We start from the raw sequence: 19,355 nt of genomic DNA, 5'->3' as shown, positions 1-19,355 counted from the left end.
AGCAAGGCTGCTGCTGCCGGCGACCAGGATTATTTCGCCGAGATTTCGCCCGAAGCAAGCTTCGGCAGAAGGGCATCCACTTCGGCCGGTACGGAGGCCGGAACCTTCGGGCCGTAGGTGCCGAGACGGGTGGCGTTCTTGTGGTCGAAGCTGAAGATGTAGGGCTTTGCTTCGAGCTTGCCGTCCTTTGCAAGGGCGATGACTTCGCCGAGCGCGCCGCGCATGTCGAAGACAGCGGACTGGATCACCGTGTCCGGCCAGTCCTTGATCGCATCGTAATAGATGCCGATCGCCATCTTTCCCTGTTCCTTGGCGCCCTGGAGGCTGCCGACCACGGCATTGTCCATCGACGGGAAGATCACGTCGGCGCCTTGGCCGATCAGGTTGAGGGCTGCTTCCTTGCCTTTGGCGACGTCGTCCCAGTCATTGGTCCAGGCGGTCATGACCGAACCATCGGGGCGGGCGGCCTTGAAGCCCTTCTCGAAACCTTCGCCGAGTTCGACGTAGAATTTCAGCTTCTGCGCGCCGATATAGCCCGCCTTGCCGGTCTGGGAGGTCTTGCCCGCGACATAGCCCATCGCATAGCCCATGGAGGGGAAGTCGTAGCTAACGACGGCCACGTTCTTGCCGGCCTTCACGCCGTTGACCACCAGGAACTTCGTATCGGGGAAGCGGCTTGCGATGCGATCGACGGCATCCTGGAATTCGCCGCCATGGCCGATGACCAGCTTGTAGCCGCGGCGGGCATAATCTGCCAGTGCCTGTGGCTGGTCTGGCTGTGCCGTCTTTTCGCTATAGGCGAATTCGACGCCGAGTTTCTGGGCTGCTTCCTTGACGCCTTCATAGCCGGACTGGTTGAAGGAATTGTCCGTAATAACGCCCGGAAGCACTATCGCAACCTTGAAGTCGTCGGCGACGGCAGGGGTGATCATTCCCCCAGTGCGATTGCCGCACCGACGAAACCATTGCGCAGAGCTTTAATCATGTCCATAGTTCCCTTGGTTATGGTTGTAAAAAAATTTATGGACTAAAATATTTTTGTCAATAAAATATTTTGCTCAATTGTTGGTCAAAGATGCGCAGAAGTGGGTAAAAAGTAGGCAGATGATGGCTGAAGCAGGACTGAGAGAGCGCAAGAAAGCGCAACGTCGCGAACTCATCATGGATATCGCGCGTCGTAAGTTTCGCGATGAGCCCTATGGTGACGTGACGATTGAATCGCTTGCCTATGAAGCAGGCATTTCGGGCGTGACGGTTTATAATTATTTTGGCCACAAAGCGGGGCTTTTGCTCGCTCTGGTGGAAGAAAGTGATCGGAAGCTGACGCGGCAGTTGATCGAAGAGCAGGCGCAATTGACGCAGGATGCGCCGGACTTTCTCGGCTATTGTGCAGATTTCGCCCAGCGTCTGCGCCTCCACGCAACGGGCAATCTCCCAAAGCCCGTGTGGCGGGAGATCCTTGCCGCATCCATTCAGAGTGGAAGCGAAGAATTTGGCCGGAGCTATCAGGCACTCGATCGCGCCTTGACCGACTTTCTGGCGCATTGGGCACGTGTCTGTCTGAAAGCCGGGACCTTGCCGGTCGGGGTCGATCCCGATGCCCTAGCCGATACGGTCTTTCTGCTGCAGAACGCCCGGTTCCAGCAGTTCATGAGCGATGATTCCCTGACCGACGAGGAAATCGACACCCTGATGCGTCGTGACTTCGACCAGCTCGGGCGGCTGTTTGCCTGAGAGCGCGCCGAATGTTTCCGCGCGCTCCTGGCTGTTCCTTCTCGTCAGGTCTCTGGTCGCGTGGTGGCAGGTTTATTCCGGCCGCCGCCTGACCTGAAGTGCGACTGCGATGGCGCTGACGAGGCCGCCGAGGGCGGTGACACCGAGCCAGCCTGCGCTCGACCAGACTGCGATTGCCACAGCCGATCCGATCGCACCGCCGAGGAACATGGAGCCCATCAGCACCGTGTTGAGGCGGGCGCGCGCGCTGGGATCGAGCGCATAGACCAGAGACTGGTTCGAGACCAATGCGCTCTGCATGCCAAAATCGAGGGCGATCACGCCGATGACAAGGCCGGCGATGGTCGGGGACGCCGCAAAGAGTGCCCAGGAAGCAAGAGCGATGATGGCGCCGAGCCGCACCACGATGGCGGGACCTCTCACGTCTGCAACACGGCCGGCGACCGGAGCGGCAATCACGCCGACAGCACCGACGATGCCAAAGAGGCCGGCGATCTCGGCGCCGAGCCCGAGATCAGGTTGCGCCAGGCGAAAGGGCAGTGCCGTCCAGAAGGCAGAAAACCCGGCAAAGATCAGCGCCTGGGTCACGGCTGCCCGCCGCAATTCCCGATGCTTCATCCAAAGCGAGCCAATCGACGAGATCAGGGTCCGGTAGCGCATTGAGGCCGAGGTCGGGAGGGAGGGGAGAATAGCCCACATGCCCAAGGCGCCGACGAGGGCGACCGCGACCGCGATCATGTACATTTCCCGCCAGCCAAGGTGTGTGCCGATGTAGCCCGCGACCGTTCGGCTGAGGAGAATTCCCCCAAGCACGCCGGAGAGCAGGGTTCCAACCGTCGCGCCGCGTTTCGAGGGGGTAGTGAGATGCACCGCAAACGGAATGATCTGCTGCGCGACCGTCGAGGATATGCCGACGAGGGCCGAGAATATCACGATCAGGGCCGTGTTGCCGGCGTAAGCGACGCCAAGCAGCGCAAGGGCAAGCGTGAGGAATTGACCGACGATCAGGCGCTTGCGCTCGACGATATCGCCGAGGGGGACCAGAAGGAACAGACCCAGAGCGTAGCCGAGCTGGGTGACCGGCGAGATCAGTGTCGCGGCAAGCGGCAGGTCCTTGCCGATGAGTTCCAGCATTGGCTGGTTGTAATAGATGTTGGCGACCGCCGCTCCGGCACCGACTGCCATGGCGAAGGTGAGAGGCGTCGTCATTTTTGGCAGCGCCGTCGGTTGATAATGGATAGTCATATCGACGTCCTCTTGTGTTGATGGTTGAAAATATCGAGTGAACGCGGTTGTTCTGCAATCGAAGACACTGCACAGTGCCTGTACGTTTTTGAACGGGGGCGGCCATGGAATGGAGCGATGTCAGGATTTTCCTCGCGGTTGCGAGGGAGGGAACGCTGGGCGCCGCCGGCCGCTCTCTGAAGCTCAGCCACCCGACCATCAGCCGGCGTTTGCGCGCCCTGGAGGATGCGACTGGGCAAACGCTCTTTCAGCGCACGAGCGACGGTTACGTCCTCACCGAGGAAGGATCGGCAGTGCTCTCGATCGCCGAGCACATGGAGGAGAGCGCGTTGGCGATCGAGCGGCGCCTGGCGGGTGATGTGCACAAGCTCGAAGGAACCCTTCGCATCTCTTCTGCGGACTGGTTTGGAGCCTGGGTCCTTCCACCCGTCATCGCCGCGTTTTCGAAGACCTATCCTCATGTGGACATGGAAATCCTGACCGGGACGAGATTGTTCAGCCTTGCGCAGCGGGAGGCCGATGTCGCGTTCCGCATTTCGCCCTTCACCGAAGCAGACGTCGTCCAGCGCAAGCTTATCGAAATGCCGTACGGAGCTTACGCGGCTGCGGACCAAGCGCCACCGCACGCCGGCGATGGACAGGGATGTGCTCTGGTCACCATGGATACCTCCCTCGGTGCCTTCCCCGATATCGACTGGCTGAAGTCGAAACTTCCGCACGCCCGGATCATCGTCCGGTCGAACAACCGGAACGTCCAGGCGCAGATGAGCAGTGCCGGCGTCGGCATTGCCGTTCTGCCTCGGCCCGTTGGAGACAAGCAGCCCAATCTCCAGCGCTTGGATCTCGGCGAAGATCCGCCGAGCCGCGATATCTGGATGGGCTATCATCGCGATATCCGGCGCTCCGGACGCCTGAGGGCATTTGTCGACCTTGCGGTGGCGCTCCTCTCGAAGATCCGTTGATGTCGTTCTCTGGCGCATCAAGGAGCAGATCGGTGGGCACGAGGAGATGTCGGTGAACGCGATCAAGGGGTGCTCCTTCCTCAGGTATGGCGCCAAAGCTACCGGTTGAATGTCTCCTTCAGCAAAGCGGCGGCGTGAGCCACGGCACCTCGCGCAGCGGGGGTGTCGGCAAGCGGCTCCAGGACCGCGAAATCATGAATCGTGCCCAGAAAGCGCACGGCGTTTACCCGCACCCCAGCCTGCATCAGCTTGCGCGCGAACTCTTCACCCTCGTCCCGTGCCATGTCGTTTTCGGCGGTCATCACAAGCGTTGGAGGCAGTCCCTCAACATCTCTGATCCGGGCATCCGCCGGTGAGGGAAGCGCGGTATCTCCATCCTCGCCCAGTTCCTGCTTCAGTTGCGACAGGAGGTCGGCCGTCATCCAGGGCCCTTCGGCGAAGGCCTGATAGGACGCCGTCTCAAGGTGATCCGAGAATATCGGATTGAACAGAATTTGCAGTGCGATCGCCGGATCCGGACGGTCTTTGAGAACCATCGAAACCACCGCGGCAACTTTTGCGCCAATACCATCTCCGGCCACTGCCAATCGGGCGCCATCGAGCCCAAGGCTGTCGCCGTTGCGCTGAATTTCCGAGAGAGCGGAAATGACAGATGCCACTCTTGCCGACAATGGCCCCTGGCTTGCGCCAAGGCAGAAGACGGCAATCTGGCTCGCCTCCGCCAGGGTGCGGCACAGGCCGTCTGCGCTCATCCGGCCTTCGTCTCCAGCCCTTTGCGAGCAGACAAAGACAAGGACCGGACTGGGTGCGCTTGCCCCGACAGGAAGGATCAGGCGGCCACGGACAGGATCCGGCGGGATGTCGAGGTCGACATCGATCACCCGGCTTGCTGAATGAGGCTCGGCATCGCTATCGACCATCCGTTCTCTTAATTCCTCAAGGCTCTTTGCCGGACCGGGAAAGCGGTCCAGGAATTCCTGCGTCAGCGTGTCGAGAACGGGATTGGCTGACGCAGACGTGACATATATCGGCATTTTCTGGTGACTTCCTGATGGGATGGCTGACGATCAATGCGCATGCGCATGCGCGTGGCGGCGACGGAAGCTGCTGGGGGTTTCTCCCGTTACCTGGCGAAAGAGCCGGGAGAGGTGCGCCTGATCGGCAAGGCCGCAGTCGAGCGCGATCTCGGCAAGCGGTTCGGTGCTCTCGACCAGCAGTTTCTTTGCGCGATCGACGCGCCTTGCCTGCACGTAACCATGCGGCGGGACACCGAAACTCTGGCGGAACGATTTTGAGAAGTGACTGATGCTGAGGCGGCACAGAGCCGCAAGATCTTCGCAAGGGATGGCCGATGACAGATGCTCGTCAACGAACTGGCTGACGCGCTTCATCTGCCAAGGCGCCAAGCCACCGGTCACTGCCGGCTTCGGTGCTGCCCGCAGGATCGCCCGGGCCTTGTCGAGGCAGGCCTTCACCGCCTCGATGTCGCGGTCCACTTCGAAACCCGCCTGATCGAGCAGTTCGGTCAGGGTGATGGCGATGCTTGCGGGCAAATCCTTGACGGCTACCGGTGAAGTCGGACCGGCTTCGATAACGCGATAGAAAGACATCGGGAGTTCCTTTCGGCGGGTTGACGTGAATGATCATTGTCGATGACCAACATCTATCGCCGACAGGGCTCGGACCGTGACTTAAGCTTTGTGAAGAGTTGCAAAGGCGATTAAGCCCCCTTTGCAGATGGTGCCCTCCACAGTCATTTCGTCCAAGAAAAGTAACTCCTTCAAAAGACGCCGAGCCTCCCGGTTGATAGGTTGGACTATCCGGACTGCGGCAATTGATGGACGATCATGCAAGACAACACCTCCTACAGGTTCGACCGATTCACGCTCTCGATTGCGCAGAGGTCGTTGTTTTCAAACGGAGAACCTGTTCGTCTCGGCGCACGGGCGCTTGACCTCCTCATCCTTCTGGTGGAACGGGCGGGAGAGTTGGTCACCAAGGACCAGCTGATGGAGCGGGCATGGCCGGACGCGACCGTTGATGAAAACGCCATGCGGGTCCATCTTTCGGCCTTGCGCAAAACCCTGGGCGAGACGGCGGACGGGATCAGTTTCATCCAGAATGAGACCGGGCGCGGCTATAGATGGGTCGTCCCCGTGGTCGCAACCGGAGCGCCCGGTGCCGAGAAGGCTGAAAGCCAAGCAAAGCCGCTCTTGCTTTTCCTTCCCGCCAATCTGGCCCAGGTCATTGGCCGCGACGAGGTCATCCAGGGACTGGCGGACCTTTTTCCCGACAAGCGGCTTGTCACGATTGCCGGTCCAGGCGGGATCGGCAAGACGACGGTTGCTCTGGCGGTCGCGCACCGGGTGGCCGCCGCTCAGGGCATTGCTGGCTGCTTTGTCGATCTGGCGCCTCTTTCAAGCGGAGGCCTTGTGGTCTCGGCCCTGGCCAGCCAGCTCGGTCTGGCGGTGGCAGGCGTGGCAGAGCAGGGGATCATTGCGGCCCTTGCTGCGCAGGCCGTGCTGATCGTCTTCGACAATTGCGAACACGTGGTCGATGCGGTGGCGCAGCTGTCTGAGAAGATTTTGCAATCGGCGCCCCATGTCAGCATTCTGATCACGAGCCGTGAACCGTTGCGGGCGGCGGGCGAGTCGATCTTTAGGCTTCCGACGCTTGCGGTGCCGACGCTGCAGGCGGACATGACGGCAGAAAGGGCGCTGGAATTTGCTGCGGTCGAGCTCTTCTGCAGCAAGGCCAAAGCAAGCTCGAGCAGCTTCGAGTTTCGCGATGAGGATGTTTCCGCGGTTCTGGATATCTGTGAACGCCTGGACGGCATTCCGCTTGCGCTGGAAATGGCAGCTTCCCGCATGGACCTGCTCGACGTCCAGCAGATGGCAAAGCGCCTCGATGACCGCTTTTCCGTTCTGACGAAGGGGCGGCGAACGGCCATGCCGCGTCAGCAAACCCTGCGCGCAACGCTCGACTGGAGCCATGATCTTCTGTCCGAAAGCGAAAAGGCAGTCTTCCGGCGGTTGTCGGTGTTCCGCTCGTCTTTCGAGCTCGATGCCGCCTTGGCCGCCTGCGCGGGCGCCGACGTCGAAGAGTTTGCCGTCTTCGATGCGTTGACGGCACTCGTCGACAAGTCTCTCGTGACGATGGACCGGCGCGATCGTTCGTCACTCTACCGCCTGCTGGATACGACCCGCTTTTACGCGGCGGAAAAGCTGGGCAGGGGACCGGAACTGGACGAGGTGATGCGACGGCATGGCAAGCACTGCCTGAAACTGTTCACTTCGGAAATGACCGTATGGGACGGAAAGAACCCGGGCCAATGGCTCGCCGCCAACAGCTGGCGGGTGGACGATCTTCGCGCGCTATTCGATTGGGCATTCACCACCGGCGACAAGCAGCTTGGCGTGGAACTGATCATCGCTTCGGCATCGCTCTGGTTCCATCTTTCGCTCCCTTCGGAATATCTGGCACTGGCTCGAAGGGCGATGAGCGCCATTGCGGGGACCAGCCTGGTCGGCTCGGTCGCCGAATTCGAGCTTCAGGCGACCTATGGCCACGCCTTGTGGCACACGGCGGGTCCGACGGAGGATATGAACAACGCGTTCCTGCGGGCGGGAGAGATCGCCGACCAGCTCGATCTTGCTGGCCATAAGCTCAGAGCCGTGTGGGGATTGTGGGCGCGCGCCATCCTGTTTGGCAATTACAGGGAAAGCCTTGTCCTTGCCGAGCAATTCAAGGGGCCGGCCTATGCGACCGGGGAGCTCGCCAACATCCAGACCGCAGATCATATGCTTGCGCTTTCCCATCACTTCATCGGCAATCAGGCCCAGGCGCTCGAGCTGTTGATGAAGGTGATTGCCGGTGACGATGCGCCCGTCCGTGCCAACCACACAAACCATGCCCAGGTGGATGGGAAGACAGCGGTGCTGGCATTGCTCATGCGCATGACCTGGTTGCAGGGGGATGCCGATGGAGCGCTTGCGCTTGCTAAGGATTGTGCGGCTGACGCCCTCTTGCTCGATCACGACCTGTCAATTTGCTACGGCTTGGCGATCGGATGCATTCCGGTTGCGCTATGGTGCGGCGAGCTTGCGCTTGCGCGGGAGTGGAACGGTCATCTGATGAGCCGCACGACGCGAAGGGGCCTGCGCCATTGGCAGATCTGGGCGGACGGCTTTGCGGCCATTCTGGAGGGCAAAACGGCGTGTCCCAGGGATGCCACCGCAATGCAGGCGGAAGTGTTCGCGGCCATCAGCCCGCACGCTTGCAGCGACGATCTCTTCGCCCGGCAGGACGTGGAAGGCAGCCTCTGGTGCGGCCCCGAACTGCTACGGATCGCAGCTCTTAAATCCGTGGGGAAGTCAGAGGGACAGATCGGGGAGGCTCTCGCCACTGCCTATGCGATGGCGGAACGGCAGGGTGCCGCAGCCTGGATGAGACGCATCGAACTGACGCAAGGCGGCTCAGGGTCCCACTAGAGGTGTCTGCGCGGCGTGGCGAAGGCGGGCCTGATCGCTCATGATACCAGGCCCGCTCCTGTCTTAACGCGAGAGGAAGTTCGAGACGGTCAGATCAAGCAACTGGTCGCCTCTGCCGTTCATGACGGCCTTGATCGCCCAGAGACCGAAGCCTTTCACCTGCGCTGCCTCGATCTTCGGCGGCATCGATAGCTCTTCCGTGTTGGTGACAACGTCGAGCAGCGCCGGACCGGGATGCGCCAGAATGTCCTGCACTGCCGCTTCGAGGTCCGCCGGGTCTTCGACCCGGATCGCGTGGACGCCGGTTGCGCGCGCCACCGCTGCGAAATCCGGGTTCTTGAGGTCGGTGCCAGTCTCCAGGAAGCCGGAGGCTTTCATCTCCATGGCAACGAAGCCGAGGGTCGAGTTGTTGAAGATGACCACCTTGACGGGCAGATTCTGCTGCACGAGCGTCAGAAAATCGCCCATCAGCATCGAAAACCCGCCGTCTCCCGACATGCTGACAACCTGTCTGTCCGGATAGGCAGACTGTGCGCCGATCGCCTGAGGCAGAGCATTGGCCATCGATCCGTGGACCAGCGAGCCGATCATTCGCCGCTTCCCGTTCATCTTCAGATACCGCGCCGCCCAGATCGTCGGCGTTCCGACATCGAAGGTGAAGACCGCATCGTCGGAGGCGTGCTCGCTCAACAGGCGGGCGACATACTGCGGATGGATCTTTCCGCCCTTTCGCCCGGTGGCAAGGTCATCCAGCCCCTCGCGCGCCTTTTTATAGGCCGCAAGGCAGTCCGAGAGATGGCGGTCATCGGTTCGCTGCTTGAGAGAAGGTGTCACGGCAGACAGCGTGGATTTGACATCGCCGACAATGGCAAGATCAAGCGTCGTCCTGCGGCCAAGGTTTTCGGCCCGTAAGTCCACCTGGACGATTTTGGCGTCGGTTGGATAAAATTGCCGATAGGGAAAGTCGGTTCCCAGCATCACAAGCGTGTCGCACTCGAGCATTGCCTTGTAACCGGACGAAAACCCGATCAACCCCGTCATGCCGACATCGAACGGGTTGTCGAATTCGACATGTTCCTTGCCGCCAAGCGCGTGGACGATCGGCGCCTTGAGCTGATCGGCAAAGGCGATCAGCTCGGCATGCGCGCCTTCGCAGCCGCGACCGCAAAGCAGCGTTATCTTCGAACTGTCATTCAGGAGTTCGGCCAGATCGGCAATCTGCGCGGCTGACGGCACGACGGCAGGCTGCGCCACGGAAAGTGTAGGTGCCTTGGAGATTTTCGCGGTGAAATCAGAAAGGGCCACATCACCCGGGATGACGATGACGGCAACGCCGCGTTTGCCGACGGCGGCGCGGATGGCCGTTTCGATGACTGCGGGAAGCTGCTCGGGTTGGCTGACAAGCTCGCAGTAATGGCTGCATTCTCGAAACAGGTGTTCGGGATGCGTTTCCTGAAAGTAGCCCCGGCCGATTTCGGCCGACGGAATTTGCGCGGCAATCGCAAGCACCGGCACGCGCGAGCGATGGCAATCGAACAGCCCGTTGATCAGGTGAAGGTTGCCCGGTCCGCAACTGCCTGCGCAGACGGCGAGCTTGCCCGTCAGGTGGGCTTCAGCCCCGGCGGCAAATGCTGCAGTTTCCTCGTGGCGTGTGTGGATCCATTCGATGTCACCCCGTTTCCGGAGCGACTCCGTCAGGCCGTTCAAGCTATCCCCAACGACCCCGTAGATCCGTTCGACACCCGCCGTATGGAGGATTTCGGTTAAGACGTCTGCGACCTTCGATGCCACTTCGCGCTCCTTTTCTGGTGCAAATCTCATTCGATCAAATGGAACCGGTCCGGGCCGGGTCAACACTGCTTTCTTACGAGAAGGGAGCCGATGGTCAGGAAAGCGGCGGCCCGCAGCCGCCACCTCCCGACCTCTCTCGACTTCAAGCCTATTCCTGTGATGTCACTTCGACACCGCATGGATTTCGGCGATGTATCCGCCGGGGAATTGCACGAGGGATGCCTCTCGGCCGCCGACGCGATGCGGCGGGACGAGGACTTTCACCCCGAACTTCCCGGCCTTTTCCAAGGTGTCCTGAAGGTTTGAAACTTCATAGCCGGTGGTCTCATAGCCATAGGGGTAGGGGAGGTGGCCGTCGGACACCAGCACGAGCATGCGTCCGAAATCGGACTGAACTTCGATGCGGCGGAACTTCTCGTCCGGCTTGCCGATCTCGGCCGCGGACGCATTGCTGTCGTCAGCTACGATCTTGCCGCCGGAGAAGGAGAGGAAATCCTTGAGGAATTCGCTGACGGCATCCGGCGAAACATAGGCGCGGTTTTCCGGTATCGTTTCGAACGGTTTGTAATCGGGGGTCTTGGTGTGCCAGTATAGCTGCATGTTGAGGCCGCCCGGCCACTGGATGACGGTATCGCGGCCGATCGGATCGGGGAAAGCCTCGACGAGCACGCTGGCGCCGGCGTCCCGGGCAGCCTTGACGGCAACATCCATGTCCCGCACGAGATAGCCGTTGCGTTCAAGCCCGAATGGATAGGGAACCGGGGTCTTGAAGCCGAAGAGCGAAACCGTGCCGACGGGCGTCTGAAGCAACTGGCTCGTCGTGCTGCTCGGCGTCGGCGTCACGGTTGCGACCACCTGCGGGGTGGACTTGCCGCCAAACGTGCCGAGAAACGCCTGGACGAAGCTGTCCACCTGTTCGGGCGCGACATAGACATGTGTCGTATCGTATTGCGGTGCGACAGCAACCGGCGGGATCGCAGGGCTCGCGACGGCACTGGATGCAAGGGTGAATGCTGCAACGAAAGGCAGCGCGAGAAACGACATTCGGGGGTGCATGGCGGCTCCTGTAGATCGGCCCAAGGTGTGATGGTTCCGATCCTACAGCGTGGTTCGTCCGCTCCGCTTGGATGGACCAATGACGTTTTGTCGTTTTCAGCGGCTCCGCGAAGAGTGCCGCAGGCCTTGCCATTCGGCTCGATCAGTGCCTCGCAGCCGGCACGGATGCGGCGCAGTGCTGGCGTCCAAACATGGTCTGATACAACAAGACCGATCCTTCCGTGCCCGCCTAAGCTCCTCATTATTCGACCCCCACCAGGAGCAAAAGCAAATGACATCGACTTCCGCAAATCCAACCGTCATCCTCGTTCATGGGGCATGGGCCGATGGCTCAAGCTGGCAAAAAGTGATCCCGCTGCTGCTGAAGGCGGAGATTTCCGTCGTCGCGGTGCAGAACCCGACCTCGTCGCTGGCCGATGACGCGGCTGCGACCCGGCGCATCCTGAATTCCGTTGAAGGCCCGGTCGTTCTTGTCGGGCACAGCTGGGGTGGTGCGGTCATCACCGAAGCCGGCAACGATCCCAAGGTGAAGGCCCTCGTCTACGTCGCGGCTTTTGCGCCCAAAGCCGGTGAAACCGTAGGCGACCAGGTCGGCAGATACCCTGCACCTCCCGGCCTTTCGCAGATCAGGAACGATGGTGCAGGCTATCTGACGCTTTCCGAGGAAGGCTGGGTCAACGATGTCGGGCAGGATCTTCCAAAGGAGGAAGCGCGGGTGCTCTCAGTCCTCCAGCCCCCGCTTGCCGCCAGCACATTCGGTGACAAGGTGACCGAGCCCGCATGGGCGTCGCGGCCGACCTGGTACATCGTCTCCACGCAGGACCGTGTGGTGAGCGTTGACCTCGAGCGGGAACTTGCAGCGGCAATGGGCGCCAAGACGACGGAACTTGCCGCGAGCCACCTGTCGCTGCTTTCCATGCCGGAAGCGGTCACCGGTGTGATCCTCGATGCTGTGGCTGCGGTCGAGACCGCCTGACGGTCGCCGCTCCGGACCGGCTTTTGGTCTGTCCGGTGAAGGCCGAACACGGCAAAGGCGCCAAGACTGCTGGTCTCGGCGCCTTCTTGCGTTTATGAAGAGGCCCGTGCCCGGATGCCGCCCCGCAAGAGGCATGTCGTGCGATCTATCTTGATCAAACCACCCATGCTTGCAATGAAATGACCGATATATCCTGACGGTGCCCGGTCGCCGCGCCAACAAGTCCATTTCGGAGGCAAGATTGAGTCTCGACTTTCATGACGGCAATTGGCTCGGGGGCTGCTTCGGAATGCCGGAGGCGCCTTTTCTGGAGGCGATGCCCCTGTCTTCCGCGCCCATCACGGTCAGTAAAATCGTGCGGACCGTGACGAAGGATGTCGAAGCAAGGGTGACGATCCCGCGTTCCGACGCCTACCTCGTGATGGTCTATCTTGAGGATACGATCCACTCGGATGTGCTGAGCAACGGCCGCCTGGCGCCACCGCGCTGGTGCGTCAAGGGTTCGCTCTGCGTTGTCGATCTCATGGAAGGCGCCTGCGCGGTCCTCCATCGCGATCTCGTCGCGCTGGCGATCTACCTGCCGAAAGCGCTGATCCAGGAGGTTGCGCGCGCGAGCTTCCCGGATGGGGTCGCGAGAACACTCCGCTGTCGCAGGGCGGAACCGGACAAGGTGGTGAGCAACCTCGCCTCGGTGGTCCTCTCCCTGTTCGAGCGGGATCCCGCGACGATCGACCCGCTGTTGCGTCACCTGTCGATCGCCGTCTGCACGCATCTTCTGCAGGATTGCCTCGACGTCGTGACATCGAAGAACGCCACGATTCTCCAGGCCGACCGCGAGATGGCGGCGAAGGGTTTTATGCAGGAGAACCTGGGTCGTGAGCTGACCGTGGCCGAGATCGCCGCGGTGATTGGGCTTTCGGCCGCGCATTTTGCGCAAGGGTTCAAGAATGTGACGGGCCTGACGCCGCGTCAATGGATCACGCGGGCCCGCGTCGGCGCTGCAAAGACGCTTCTTTCCGAGCACGAACTTTCGATCCGGGAGATCGCCCGCGCCTGCGGCTTCGTCGATCAAAGCCATCTCACCAAGGTCTTTTCCAGGGAAGTGGGCACCACGCCCGCCCGTTGGAGAGATCGTCAGCTCCATTGAATTGGGCCAGCTGCGGCTGGCCCGGAAAGAACGCCTTGGATACGAACACCAACAGCGCCTCGACATCGTTTTCGGCCAGAGTGACAAGCTGGTCGCTCAAGGCCTCGGCCATAAAGGTCATGCGGCTGAGCTATGACGGCCATGATCTGCCGATCGCCCCACCGAGCAAGCGTGAGGATGCCGTCTCGGTGATCATCCAGCTGGCCGACTTCCGGCTGCACCGTCTGTGGCGAAACGGGCGGCTCGTTTTCGAGGGCGGCCATCCCAAGGGCGCGATTGCGATTACCGACCTGCGCGAAGAATGGCAGTGCCATCATCTGTCGCCTTTCGACAACATCCGCTTCAACATTCCGCTGCCCTTCATCCGAACCTTCCTGGAGGACTTGGGGAGGCCGCAATTCGATGGCTTCGACTGCAAGCCCGGAACACGGGATGAGGTGATCCTGGGCCTTGCGCAGGCGATTTCGCCCTATCTTTTGAGCAAGCAGGAACCGAACCAGATGTTCCTGGAGCAGATCAGCATCGTACTTCTGACGCATCTCGCGCAGACCTATGGCGGTCAGTATTTTCCGGCAAAAAAGAGCGGGCTGCTTGCTCCCTGGCAAGAGAAGCGGGCGCTGGAATTCCTGACGACCATGGCATTCGACCAGGTTTCGATCACCCAGCTTGCCGACACGTGCGGGCTATCCCGGAGCCACTTTACCCGTGCGTTCAAGGATACGTTCGGCAAGAGCCCCTATCGCTGGCTGACGGAATATCGAGTCGCCAAGGCGAAAGAACTGCTCCTGCTGGACGACACCATTCTCGGGGTTGCGGTCAAGTGCGGTTTTTCCGACCAGAGCCATATGACCCGCATCTTTCAAGGCGTAACCGGCAAGACACCCGGGAAGTGGCGCCGAGAAAACCGGCCGGCGTGAACCGAAACCGACCCGTCAATCACCTTCGGGCGTCGCGATTCGTGCCGCAAAGGACAGTGCGCCGACAACCGCCGGGATGACAAACGCCCACAAAGGGATCGTTGCGGTCGCAAGGGCTGCACAGGCGCAGCCAAACGCGAAGGCCGCGACGGCGACGCTCATCCGCTTCACGCGCGTGAGCGCCAGTGCAGAACTTTCGCCTTTTTGGCCGACCATGATCTCGCCGAGATCGAGCATGATCTGCGTCGTCGTGCCCGTCATCAGCGTCGAGGGCGGCGATTTTGCGAGATGAACGCGGTGCAGGGCATTCTGGATGGCCATCGCCGAAACCAGCGTCATGCCCATCACGAGATTTGCAATCGTGGTGGCGGTGCTGAAGGGGCCATGCGCGACCGAAAAGATGGCTGCTGCAAAAAGCAGGATCACCTTGGCCGCCAGCAGGAATTTGAGGACCGGCCGTTCAGCCTTCTGCAGCAGGAGGGCGGCAATCCGCGCAATCAGAATGACCAGGCAGAAGACCGGAAGCGCCAGAAGCTTCGGCAGGGCGTCGGAACCGCCTGTGACAAGCGTGGCGCCGAGTGTGACGAAGTTGCCGGTCACGTGCGCAGTGAACAGGCCCTGCAGGGCGAGGAAGCCGGCCGTGTCGACATAGCCGCCATTGAAACTCAACAATACGGAAAGAGGCAATCTTGTCATCGCATTCCTCGACGCTTGCTGGACGTGAAAAGCCCGCTCGCATAGAGGCGCGAGCGGGCGATCTTACCTCGACTTACGCCTTGATAAAGGCAAGCAGGTCGGGGTTGAGGACGTCGGCATGGGTTGTCAGCATGCCGTGCGGATAGCCCTTGTAGACCTTGAGCGTGCCGTTCTTCACGAGCTTGACGGACAGCTCGCCGGAATCGGCGATCGGAACGACCTGGTCGTCATCACCATGCATGACGAGCGTCGGCACGGTGATCTTCTTCAAGTCTTCGGTCTGATCGGTTTCGGAGAAAGCCTTGATGCCGTCATAATGGGCCTTGACGCTGCCCATCATGCCCTGGCGCCACCAATTCTGGATCACGCCGGGATAGACCTTGGCGCCGTCACGGTTGAAACCGTAGAACGGGCCGGTGGGGAAATCGAGGAAGAGCTGGGCGCGATTTTCCGCGACGCCCTTGCGGATGCCGTCGAATACTTCAATCGGAAGGCCGCCCGGATTGGAGGCCGTCTTGAGCATGATCGGCGGAACGGCGCTGACGAGGACGGCCTTTGCCACGCGACCCTGCGGCTGGCCGAACTTTGCGACATAGCGGGCAACTTCGCCGCCGCCGGTGGAGTGGCCGATGTGGACGGCATTCTTCAGGTTCAGATGCTCCACGACGGCGGAAGCGTCGGCCGCGTAGTGGTCCATGTCATGGCCTTCGGCAACCTGCGACGAGCGGCCGTGGCCACGGCGATCATGTGCAACGACACGGAAGCCGTTCTGCAGGAAGTAGATCATCTGGGCGTCCCAGTCGTCGGACGAGAGCGGCCAGCCATGGTGGAAATGGATCGGCTGTGCGTCCTTCGGACCCCAATCCTTGTAGTAGATGTTCACGCCGTCCTTGGTCTTCACGAAGCCGTCGGTCATTTCAAAGTTTCCTTGTGCGGTCTGGGTTGCTGATTTTGGGAATGCGAGATCCGGAACTGCCATCGCAGCGGAAAATGCCGCGCCGGCGATGAGCGTCTGGCGCCGGGAGAGTGAGAAGTCGAAATCGTTTGCCATCGGTGGCCCCCTGGTGACTTGGCGGCAGATCGACCGCCGTGAGATGAGTTGTAGCGGCAGCCGCCCTGCCCATCTTGTTGGTTCCGACGATTTTTGAACAATGCCAAGGCGTTGGCACTGCTGGTCAAACAGCCTCCGGCGCTGTTGACGCCAAAAAAAAGCCACGCGACGGGCGGTCGCGTGGCTTTGAATTTTTTCAGCGGTCTGAAACAGCTTAACTGTTGGTATTGCGCAGGATCTCGAACAGGAACCAGACGCGTTTTTCGCCTTCGTCGATCCAGTTCTCGAGGAGGCTGGCTGTCGCAACGTCGCCGTGCTCGTCGCAGACGTCGTGGAGTGCCCGCATGCTTGCCACCAGCGAGCCATTGTCCTCGCGCAGTTCGGCGAGCATCTCATGGGGATGCACGAAATCGGCGTCGTTATCGCTGATCCGCTGCCGGCGGGAGATGTCGCCGATCGAGCGCAGCGTGGAGCCGCCGAGCTTGCGGACACGCTCGGCCAGCGGATCCGTGATCGCAAAGAGTTCGTCGCCCTGATCGTCCAGCAGCAGGTGATAGTCGCGGAAGTTTGCTCCCGACATGTGCCAATGAAAGTTCTTGGTCTTCAGATAGAGGGCAAAGACGTCCGCAAGCAGCGTCGTTGCGCCTGCGGAGATGTCCCGGGTGGCATCGACGCCGAGGCCTGTCGGGGTCTTCAGGGAAGCGGCGCGGCGCGCCTTGATATCATCATTCATTGGACCGTTCCTTGGGTTGCGTTTTGAGTTCCTTCCATCCGGCCGCTGGCCGGCGGATCGCTTGCAGGAAATGTTTCCTGCAAAGCTTCATCGAGCAGTTCGTCCTGGTGCCTGGTCGGCGTGGGGGGCAGTTCGAGGTCCAGGTCTTCCATTTCCGGCAGTGTCTCGACGCCGTCGCGAATTTTAGGTGCCATGTCCTTCACTCCACGTTGTGTTAACCGCCTGAGAGACGCATCCTCGACCGAAGATCGTGCCAGGCGACGAGGAGGAAGGCGCCGGCCAGACCAAGGTGTTCGAAGAACCCGTTCATCGCCATCGTCCGCTCCATGCCGGGCGGCAATTCCCAGAAGCGCAGGGCGAGAAACGTTGCGAGAAGCGTGAAGACGCCGAGGGCCAGCGCTGCCACCCAGCGAAAGAAGCCGATGAGAATGGCTGCGGACATGACAAGCTCGAAGAGGATCACCGCGATCGCAAAGAACAGCGCAGGCTGCAGCCCGAAATGATCCATCTCGGCGAGCGCGCCATGGAAGTCGAAAAGCTTCGTCAGCGGTCCCTGGATATAGGCGGAGCAAAGCGCAAGGAGAGCAATGAACTGGATGCTCCTGGCGCCGGCGAAACGCCGTGCAAGCCCCTTTTCGGCCGATGCATATCGATGAGTTACCATGACTGCATCCTCCTCACACGGCCCAGCAGGAGCAGCCAAGGGCGCCAAAGAAGCCCTTGAGATCTGCGATCGGAAGCTTCGATGTCCAGGCGCCTGCATGGTCATGGCCGTGAACCCCGCAATCGCTCGCGCAGCCGCATGTGGCGATGGCCGTGCGGCGCAGAGACCGGGCGCCGGCACCCTCCGGTTCACCCCAGGCCGCATAGCCGCCGAATTTTCTGACGGGCGACCAGTCGGGCATGGCCGGCGGGACAGGGTTCTGATCGAGTTTGGCAAAATCGCCGGCGCCGTAGACGATCCTGCCGCCCACCATCGTCAGCTCGGACGTGAGGAAGGAGATTTCGTCTTCGGCGCAGGAGAAGAAGTCCTTGTCCGGCACCACGAGGTCGGCGAACTGGCCCTTCTCGATGCGGCCCTTCTTGCCCTCTTCGTTGGAGAACCAGGTGACCTTTTCCGTCCACATGCGCAGCGCCGTCTCGCGATCGAGGCAATTGGCGCGCGGATAAAGCTGCATGCCGCCCACCGTCTTGCCGGTCACCATCCAGGAGAGCGAAACCCAGGGGTTGTAGGAGGCAACGCGCGTGGCATCCGTGCCGGCCGAGACGTTGACGCCTTTTTCCAGCATACGGCGAATGGGTGGCGTCGCTTCGGCGACGCCATGGCCATAGCGTTCGACGAAATACTCGCCCTGATAGGCCATGCGATGCTGGGTGGCGATGCCGCCGCCAAGGGCCGCGATGCGGTCGATGGAGCGTTCGGAAATCGTTTCGGCATGGTCGAAGAACCAGTTCAGCCCTTCGAGCGGAATGTCCTTGTTGACCTTCTCGAACACGTCGAGCGCCCGCGAGATGGTCTCGTCATAGGTTGCGTGCAGACGCCAGGGCCAGCGGTTTTCCGCAAGCACGCGCACCACCTCTTCCAGCTCGCCTTCCATCTCAGGCGCCATTTCCGGGCGGGGCTGGCGGAAATCCTCGAAATCGGCGGCCGAGAAGACGAGCATCTCGCCGGCCCCGTTATGACGGAAGTAATCGTTGCCCTGCTTGTATTTGACGGAGGATGTCCAGTTGAGGAAGTCTTCCTTTTCCTGCTTCGGCTTCTGGGTGAAGAGATTGTAGGCCAGCCGCACCGTCAGTTGGTTCTCGTCCGAGAGCTTCTGGATCACGGCATAATCGTCGGGATAGTTCTGGAAGCCACCGCCCGCATCGATGACGCCGGTAATGCCGAGGCGGTTCAGTTCGCGCATGAAGTGGCGGGTGGAATTGACCTGGTAATCGAAGGGCAGCTTCGGCCCCTTGGCGAGCGTCGAATAGAGAATGCCGGCATTGGGCTTGGCAAGCAGCAGACCGGTCGGATTGCCGTTCGCGTCGCGGGTAATCTCGCCGCCGGGCGGATTGGGCGTGTCGCGGGTATAGCCGACAGCGCGCAGCGCGGCACCGTTCAGCAGCGCACGGTCATAGAGATGCAGCAGGAAAACCGGTGTATCGGGTGCCACCGCATTGATTTCGTCGATCGTCGGCAGGCGCTTTTCGGCAAACTGGTGCTCGGTAAAGCCGCCGACGACCCGCACCCATTGCGGCGCCGGCGTGATCGCCACCTGCTTCTTCAGCATGTCCATGGCGTCGGCCAGCGAGCGCACGCCATCCCAGCGCAGTTCCATGTTGAAGTTCAAGCCGCCGCGCACGACGTGGGTGTGGTTGTCGATGAGGCCGGGCAGCACTCGCTTGCCTTTCAGATCGATCACCTTGGTCTCAGGAGCGGCAAGCGCCATGATCTCGGCATCCTGCCCGACGGCGAGGAAAAGGCCGTCCTTGATCGCAACGGCAGTTGCCGTCGGATTGCTGCGATCGAGCGTGGTGAAAAGTCCGTTGTGTAGGATGATGTCGGCGGTCATCA

18 protein-coding genes are annotated in these 19,355 nt (G+C 61.1%); 6 read left to right on the top strand and 12 right to left on the bottom strand.

Annotation, left to right across the window (positions count from 1 at the left end; all coding sequences use genetic code 11):
* Positions 1-29 precede the first annotated feature (29 nt).
* Positions 30-932, bottom strand: coding sequence for a BMP family protein (locus J2858_RS23445; RefSeq protein WP_210107299.1), 903 nt, complete (start codon positions 930-932; stop codon positions 30-32).
* Between the two features lie 172 nt (positions 933-1,104).
* On the opposite strand from J2858_RS23445, the gene J2858_RS23440 reads away from it, so the two are divergent.
* On the top strand, positions 1,105-1,734 hold the full coding sequence (locus J2858_RS23440; protein ID WP_210107298.1) for a TetR/AcrR family transcriptional regulator: 630 nt from the start codon (positions 1,105-1,107) through the stop codon (positions 1,732-1,734).
* Between the two features lie 72 nt (positions 1,735-1,806).
* Here the strand turns inward: J2858_RS23440 and J2858_RS23435 are convergent, their stop codons facing one another.
* Complete coding sequence (locus tag J2858_RS23435; protein ID WP_210107297.1) at positions 1,807-2,979, bottom strand: MFS transporter; 1,173 nt, start codon at positions 2,977-2,979, stop codon at positions 1,807-1,809.
* 104 nt (positions 2,980-3,083) lie between these two features.
* On the opposite strand from J2858_RS23435, the gene J2858_RS23430 reads away from it, so the two are divergent.
* Complete coding sequence (locus tag J2858_RS23430; protein WP_210107296.1) at positions 3,084-3,941, top strand: LysR family transcriptional regulator; 858 nt, start codon at positions 3,084-3,086, stop codon at positions 3,939-3,941.
* Between the two features lie 98 nt (positions 3,942-4,039).
* Here J2858_RS23430 and J2858_RS23425 read toward each other — a convergent pair whose 3' ends face one another.
* Together J2858_RS23425 and J2858_RS23420 are read right to left on the bottom strand one after the other, a co-directional pair.
* Entirely contained in the window at positions 4,040-4,975 is a 936-nt protein-coding gene (locus tag J2858_RS23425; protein ID WP_210107295.1) for an alpha/beta hydrolase fold domain-containing protein, read from the bottom strand.
* A gap of 33 nt (positions 4,976-5,008) precedes the next feature.
* Positions 5,009-5,551 (bottom strand): helix-turn-helix domain-containing protein, encoded by a 543-nt coding sequence (locus J2858_RS23420; RefSeq protein WP_210107294.1) that lies wholly within the window; start codon positions 5,549-5,551, stop codon positions 5,009-5,011.
* 237 nt (positions 5,552-5,788) lie between these two features.
* Between J2858_RS23420 and J2858_RS23415 the strand changes: the two genes are divergently transcribed.
* Positions 5,789-8,431: an ATP-binding protein gene (locus J2858_RS23415; RefSeq protein ID WP_210107293.1), complete on the top strand. Its 2,643-nt coding sequence runs from the start codon at positions 5,789-5,791 to the stop codon at positions 8,429-8,431.
* A 63-nt stretch (positions 8,432-8,494) separates the two neighbouring features.
* Here J2858_RS23415 and poxB read toward each other — a convergent pair whose 3' ends face one another.
* Entirely contained in the window at positions 8,495-10,252 is a 1,758-nt protein-coding gene (gene poxB, locus J2858_RS23410; protein WP_210107292.1) for a ubiquinone-dependent pyruvate dehydrogenase, read from the bottom strand.
* A 132-nt stretch (positions 10,253-10,384) separates the two neighbouring features.
* Positions 10,385-11,278 (bottom strand): glyoxalase, encoded by an 894-nt coding sequence (locus J2858_RS23405; RefSeq protein ID WP_245367219.1) that lies wholly within the window; start codon positions 11,276-11,278, stop codon positions 10,385-10,387.
* 271 nt (positions 11,279-11,549) lie between these two features.
* On the opposite strand from J2858_RS23405, the gene J2858_RS23400 reads away from it, so the two are divergent.
* The 3 genes from J2858_RS23400 (at position 11,550) to J2858_RS23390 (ending at position 14,318) form a co-directional block, all read left to right on the top strand.
* Positions 11,550-12,254, top strand: a complete 705-nt coding sequence (locus J2858_RS23400; RefSeq protein ID WP_210107291.1) for an alpha/beta fold hydrolase — start codon at positions 11,550-11,552, stop codon at positions 12,252-12,254.
* Positions 12,255-12,495: 241 nt separating this feature from the next.
* The gene (locus J2858_RS23395; protein ID WP_210107290.1) at positions 12,496-13,401 is read left to right on the top strand and encodes a helix-turn-helix domain-containing protein; all 906 of its coding nucleotides are present in this window, start codon (positions 12,496-12,498) and stop codon (positions 13,399-13,401) included.
* 35 nt (positions 13,402-13,436) lie between these two features.
* Positions 13,437-14,318 (top strand): helix-turn-helix domain-containing protein, encoded by an 882-nt coding sequence (locus J2858_RS23390; RefSeq protein ID WP_245367217.1) that lies wholly within the window; start codon positions 13,437-13,439, stop codon positions 14,316-14,318.
* Positions 14,319-14,333: 15 nt separating this feature from the next.
* Here the strand turns inward: J2858_RS23390 and J2858_RS23385 are convergent, their stop codons facing one another.
* The 6 genes from J2858_RS23385 to J2858_RS23360 form a co-directional block, all read right to left on the bottom strand.
* Positions 14,334-15,014, bottom strand: a complete 681-nt coding sequence (locus J2858_RS23385) for a YoaK family protein (RefSeq protein ID WP_210107289.1) — start codon at positions 15,012-15,014, stop codon at positions 14,334-14,336.
* Positions 15,015-15,087: 73 nt separating this feature from the next.
* A complete protein-coding gene (locus tag J2858_RS23380) occupies positions 15,088-16,065 on the bottom strand; it encodes an alpha/beta fold hydrolase (RefSeq protein WP_210107288.1) in 978 nt (325 codons plus the stop codon).
* Between the two features lie 214 nt (positions 16,066-16,279).
* Positions 16,280-16,798: a Dps family protein gene (locus J2858_RS23375; RefSeq protein ID WP_210107287.1), complete on the bottom strand. Its 519-nt coding sequence runs from the start codon at positions 16,796-16,798 to the stop codon at positions 16,280-16,282.
* Positions 16,795-16,992, bottom strand: coding sequence for a hypothetical protein (locus J2858_RS23370; protein ID WP_210107286.1), 198 nt, complete (start codon positions 16,990-16,992; stop codon positions 16,795-16,797). The genes J2858_RS23375 and J2858_RS23370 overlap by 4 nt, the downstream gene beginning before the upstream one ends.
* Positions 16,993-17,012: 20 nt before the next feature.
* On the bottom strand, positions 17,013-17,462 hold the full coding sequence (locus J2858_RS23365; RefSeq protein ID WP_210107285.1) for a DoxX family protein: 450 nt from the start codon (positions 17,460-17,462) through the stop codon (positions 17,013-17,015).
* A 13-nt stretch (positions 17,463-17,475) separates the two neighbouring features.
* On the bottom strand, positions 17,476-19,353 hold the full coding sequence (locus tag J2858_RS23360; RefSeq protein WP_210107284.1) for an amidohydrolase: 1,878 nt from the start codon (positions 19,351-19,353) through the stop codon (positions 17,476-17,478).
* Positions 19,354-19,355: the final 2 nt, after the last annotated feature.

The organism is Neorhizobium galegae, assembly GCF_017877135.1.
GTDB lineage: Bacteria > Pseudomonadota > Alphaproteobacteria > Rhizobiales > Rhizobiaceae > Neorhizobium > Neorhizobium galegae_A.
Note: the sequence above shows the minus strand (reverse complement) of the source record. Positions and strands in the feature narration are given on the sequence as shown.